The organism is Jatrophihabitans sp., from assembly GCF_051960575.1.
Taxonomy (GTDB): Bacteria; Actinomycetota; Actinomycetes; order Mycobacteriales; family Jatrophihabitantaceae; genus JBQCEE01.
Genome location: NZ_JBQCEE010000155.1, coordinates 1 through 4,808, shown reverse-complemented (window position 1 = coordinate 4,808; position 4,808 = coordinate 1). Strand labels below are relative to the sequence as shown.

Below are 4,808 nucleotides of genomic sequence, written 5' to 3'. Positions count from 1 at the left end.
TTCTCGCCCGGCGAGCTGCTGCGCCTCAGCCCGAGCGGGGGGAATATCGTGCTGCGTCACTAGATCACCCACCTCGCGGCCGCGGACGCGACGACCGACGCCACGCCGACCTGGCTGCGCGAGGGCTTCGCCGACTACGTCGCCGACCTGCACACGGGCCAGCCGGTCACCACGGTGGCGGCCGAGCTGACCGCGGCGGTGCGGCGGGGCCAGCTGCCCGATCAGCTGCCCACCGACGCCGCCTTCACCGGCGATGCCGCGACCGCAGCGCTGGCCTACGAGCAGGCCTGGCTGGCGTGCCGGCTGATCGCCGAGCGGGCCGGCCAGGCCGGGCTGCTGCGTGTCTACCGACTCGTGGGCGGACAGGCCACCGCGTCGTCGACGGCGACGGCGTCGGCACTGCGCGCGGTGCTGCACGAGTCGACGGCGCAGTTCACCGCGCAGTGGCGCACCTTCCTGCGCCAGTTGCTCGGCTGACGGCGAGGATGCTCCGGTGCGCCGCACCCTCATCGTCACCAACGACTTCCCGCCGCGGCAGGGCGGCATCCAGTCGTTCGTGCACGAGCTCGCGGTCCGGCAGCCGGCCGGGTCGGTGGCCGTCTACGCCTCCGACCACGAGGGGTCGGCCGGCTTCGACGCCGCGCAACCCTTCCCGGTCACACGTCACCCGACCGGCCTGCTCGTGCCCACCCCGGCCGCCGCCCGCCGGATCGTCTCCACCTTCACCGAGCACGGGTGCACCGCCGTGTGGTTCGGCGCCGCCGCGCCGCTCGGGCTGCTCGCCCCGGCACTGCGCCGCGCCGGTGCGGAGCGCATCGTCGCGACCACGCACGGGCACGAGGCCGGCTGGGCGCAACTGCCCGGCGCACGCCAGGCACTGCGTCGGATCGGGGTCGGCTGTGACGTCGTGACCTATCTCGGCGAGTACACGCGGCGCCGGCTCGCGCCGGTGCTCGCCGACGTCACCGAGCTGCGCCAACTGACCCCGGGCGTCGACGTCGACACGTTCCGCCCGGACGTCGACGGCACACCGGTGCGTCGTCGGCACGGGCTCGAGGGGCGTCCGGTCATCGTCTGCGTCTCGCGGCTGGTGCGGCGCAAGGGGCAGGACACGCTGATCCGCGCGCTGCCCGCCGTGCAGGCCGCGGTGCCCGACGTCGCGCTGCTGCTGGTCGGTCGCGGCCCGTACGAGGGCGACCTGCACGAGGTCGCCCGCCGCGAGGGCGTCGCCGACGCGGTCGTGCTGACCGGCGGCGTGCCGGCCGCCGAGCTACCCGCCCACTACGCGGCCGGGGACGTCTTCGCCATGCCGTGCCGCACGCGCCGCGGCGGCCTCGACGTCGAGGGGCTCGGCATCGTCTACCTCGAGGCATCGGCCGTCGGGCTGCCCGTGCTCGCCGGCGACTCCGGCGGCGCACCCGATGCCGTGCTCGAGGGCGAGACCGGCACCGTCGTCGACGGCCGCGACGTCGACCAGGTCGCCGCGCGGCTGGTCGAGCTGCTCACCGACGCCGACCGACGCCGCCGGTTCGGCGCCGCCGGCCGGGCCTGGGTCGAGCGGGCCTGGCGCTGGGACCTGCTGGCCGGCCGGCTCACCGACCTGCTGCAGGCCTGACCGGCCCGAGGCCGGCGCAGGCCGGCCACGAGCCCGGTCGGAAGCTCGGCCGGAAGCCCGGCCGGAAGCCCGGCCGGAAGCTCAGTCGGACGACTTCTCGCCGGCGTAGAGCGCCTCGATCTCGTTCGCGCACTCCTTGTGCACGACGTTGCGCTTGAGCTTCAGCGACGGCGTGAGCTGGCCGCCGGCCTCGGTCCAGTCCTCGGCGATGATCGTGAACTTCCGGATCGACTCGGCGCGGCTGACCGCCTTGTTGGCGTCGTCGATCGCGGTCTGGATCTCGGCCCGCAGCTGGGCGTCGTCGACGAGGTCGGCGAGTTCGGTGTCCTTGGGCTTGCCGTGCTGCTCGAGCCAGGTCGGCCACGACTCGGGGTCGATGGTGACGAGGCAGGCGATGAACGGCTTCTGGTCGCCGACGACGAGGGCCTGGCTGACCAGCCAGTGGGCGCGGATGCGGTCCTCGAGCACGGCGGGCGCGACGTTCTTGCCGCCGGCGGTGACGATGAGCTCCTTCTTCCGGCCGGTGATGCGCAGGAAGCCCTGCGCGTCGAGCTCGCCGATGTCGCCGGTGTGGAACCAGCCGTCGCCGTCGATGGCCTCCTTGGTGGCCACCTCGTTCTGCCAGTAGCCCTGGAACACGTTGGCGCCCTTGAACAGCACCTCACCGTCGTCGGCGATCGCGACGGTGACGCCGCCGAGCGCCTGCCCGACCGAGCCGACCTTGATCGCGTCCGGGCGGTTGATGGTGGCACCCGCGGTCGTCTCGGTGAGGCCGTAGCCCTCGTAGATCGTCACGCCGATGCCGCGGAAGAAGTGGCCGAGGCGCGCGCCCAGCGGGGCGCCGCCGGAGACCGCGGTGTCGCAGTTGCCGCCCAGCGCGGCACGCAGCCGCGAGTAGACGAGCCGGTCGAAGACGGCGTGGGCCACGCGGATGTGGGGCGGCACACCGCCCTTGTCCAGCGACTCGGAGTACTTGATCGCGACGGTCTCGGCGAGGTCGAAGATGCGGCCCTTGCCGCTGCCGTGCGCCTGCTGCTTGGCGGTGTTGTAGACCTTCTCGAACACGCGCGGCACGGCGAGCACGAAGCGCGGCTTGAAGTCGGCCAGGTCGCCCATCAGGTTCTTGATGTCGGCGGTGTGGCCGAGGGTGCAGCCGGCGGCGATGCAGCCGATCTCGATGAGCCGGCCGAAGACGTGCGCGATCGGCAGGAAGAGCAAGGTCGAGGTGCCCTGGTTGAAGAACTCGGACGTCAGCGCCAGCACCTCGGTGGCGTCGCTGACGAAGTTGCGGTGGGTGAGCGTGCAGCCCTTCGGCCGCCCGGTGGTGCCCGAGGTGTAGATGATCGAGGCCACGTCGTCGAGCTGCACGGCCGTGCGACGGGCCTCGACCTCGTCGTCGCCGAGGCTGCGGCCGCGCTCGGTGAGATTGCCGGTGGCGTCGTTGCTGAACTCCCAGACCTCGCCGAGCGCCGGCAGCTGCGGGCGCACCGACTCGACGATCTGCACGTGCGCATCGGTCTCGACGAAGATCGCCTTCGCGCCCGAGTCGGACAGGATCCACTCGACCTGCTCGGCGCTCGACGTCTCGTAGATCGGCACGACGACGGCGCCGACGGTGAACAGGGCGAAGTCGGCGAGCGTCCACTCGTACCGCGTCTTGCTCATGACCGCGACGCGGTCACCCGGCTCGATGCCGGCCGCGATGAGGCCCTTGGCCAGGCCGGTGATCTCGGCGGCGAACTGCTCGGCGGTGACGTCTCTCCACACCCCGCCGATGCGGCGGCGCAGCGCGACGTTCGACGGCGACTGCTCGGCGTTCTGGAAGGCGAAGTCCGCGGTGTTGCTCTGCGTCAACGTGGTCACGTTGCTCGCCACATGCCATTCGCGCACGGTCGCGCCGTCCTCTCAGGTCGGGAATCACGGCGGGGGTCGCCGAAAACGGTAACCCGTGGCGCCGAGGCGGGCATGACGGGCAGGCTGCGGTGGGCGCGCTACCGTCTGAACCCGTGCCGGACACCTCGACGCAGTCGATCCTCGTCGACGCGCCCCCGGCCGCCGTGATGGCCGTGATCGCGGACTTCGAGCACTACCCGGTCTGGGCCGCGTCCGTGTGCGAGGCGGCGGTGGCCGAGGTCGGCCCCGACGGCCGCGCCCGCGAGGTCGACTTCCACCTGGACGCCGGGGTGATCGTCGATCGGTACCGGCTGCGCTACGTGTGGGACGGCGACCGCCGCGTCGAGTGGGATCTCGTGTCCGGTGACGTGATCCGGGCGCAGCACGGTTCGTACACGCTCGTGCCCCGCGACGGCGGCACCGAGGTCACCTACGCCCTCGCCGTCGACCTGTCGGTGCCGATGCTCGGGCGGCTGCGCCGCAAGGCCGAGCGGATGGTGCTCGACACCGCCCTGCGCGAGCTGAAGCGCCGGGTCGAGACCCTGCGGGCGGACGCGTGACCGGGCCCGACGGCGACCCGCGCCCGGGTGACCAGCCCGGCGGCGACCCCGGCGCCGGCTCGATCGCCGACGAGTTGCACCGCCTGGTCGGCGAGATGACCGCGTGGGCGGGCGTCGCGGCGTCCGAGGCGCACGCGCTGCCGACCGGGCCCGAGTGCGGTTGGTGCCCGGTGTGCCAGTTCGCCGAGCTGTTGCGCGGCGACCACCCCGAGGCGTCCGAGCGGGTGAAGCAGGCCGGGGCGGCGATCGTCGCGGCGTTCCGCGCCGTCATGCAGGCCGCCTCGCAGGAGCCGCTGCGCCGCACCGGCCCGCCGGCGGAGACACCCGAGCCCCCCGGGCCGGACGCGTGAGCCTCGCCATCGGCGTCGACATCGGCGGCACCAAGGTCGCCGCCGGCGTGGTGACCGAGGACGGCCGGGTCATCGCCCGCACCCGCCGCGAGACCCCCGGACGCGACGTGCGGCGCACCGAGGACACCATCGTCGAGGTCGTCGACGAGCTCGCCGCCGAGCACGACGTGGTCGCGGTCGGCATCGGCGCCGCCGGATGGATCGCGGCCGACCGGGCCACCGTGCTGTTCTCGCCGCACCTCGCCTGGCGCGACGAGCCGTTGCTTGCGGCCCTCGAGGAACGCATCGACATCCCGTTGCTCGTCGAGAACGACGCGAATGCGGCAGCGTGGGCCGAGTACCGCTTCGGCTCGGCACAGGGCGAGCCGGTCGTCGTGTGCGTGACGCTGG

At 73.3% G+C, this 4,808-nt stretch carries 6 protein-coding genes; 5 read left to right on the top strand and 1 reads right to left on the bottom strand.

Annotated elements, in window-relative coordinates; all coding sequences use genetic code 11:
* Positions 1–174: 174 nt before the first annotated feature.
* Positions 175–477, top strand: coding sequence for a hypothetical protein (locus tag ACTHMS_RS08865; RefSeq protein WP_440306299.1), 303 nt, complete (start codon positions 175–177; stop codon positions 475–477).
* A gap of 16 nt (positions 478–493) precedes the next feature.
* Entirely contained in the window at positions 494–1,615 is a 1,122-nt protein-coding gene (locus ACTHMS_RS08860; protein WP_440306298.1) for a glycosyltransferase family 4 protein, read from the top strand.
* An 81-nt stretch (positions 1,616–1,696) separates the two neighbouring features.
* On the opposite strand, the gene ACTHMS_RS08855 is transcribed toward ACTHMS_RS08860, so the two are convergent.
* Positions 1,697–3,505 carry an AMP-dependent synthetase/ligase gene (locus tag ACTHMS_RS08855; protein ID WP_440306297.1) on the bottom strand — a complete coding sequence of 603 codons (1,809 nt, stop codon included), beginning with the start codon at positions 3,503–3,505 and terminating at the stop codon, positions 1,697–1,699.
* Positions 3,506–3,621: 116 nt separating this feature from the next.
* Here ACTHMS_RS08855 and ACTHMS_RS08850 point away from each other — a divergent pair, with 116 nt between their 5' ends.
* The 3 genes from ACTHMS_RS08850 to ACTHMS_RS08840 form a co-directional block, all read left to right on the top strand.
* On the top strand, positions 3,622–4,068 hold the full coding sequence (locus tag ACTHMS_RS08850; RefSeq protein WP_440306296.1) for an SRPBCC family protein: 447 nt from the start codon (positions 3,622–3,624) through the stop codon (positions 4,066–4,068).
* Entirely contained in the window at positions 4,065–4,418 is a 354-nt protein-coding gene (locus tag ACTHMS_RS08845) for a hypothetical protein (RefSeq protein WP_440306295.1), read from the top strand. Before ACTHMS_RS08850 ends, ACTHMS_RS08845 begins: the two co-directional genes overlap by 4 nt.
* A partial coding sequence (locus ACTHMS_RS08840; protein WP_440306294.1) for an ROK family protein occupies positions 4,415–4,808 on the top strand: 394 nt, incomplete at its 3' end. The genes ACTHMS_RS08845 and ACTHMS_RS08840, both read left to right, overlap by 4 nt.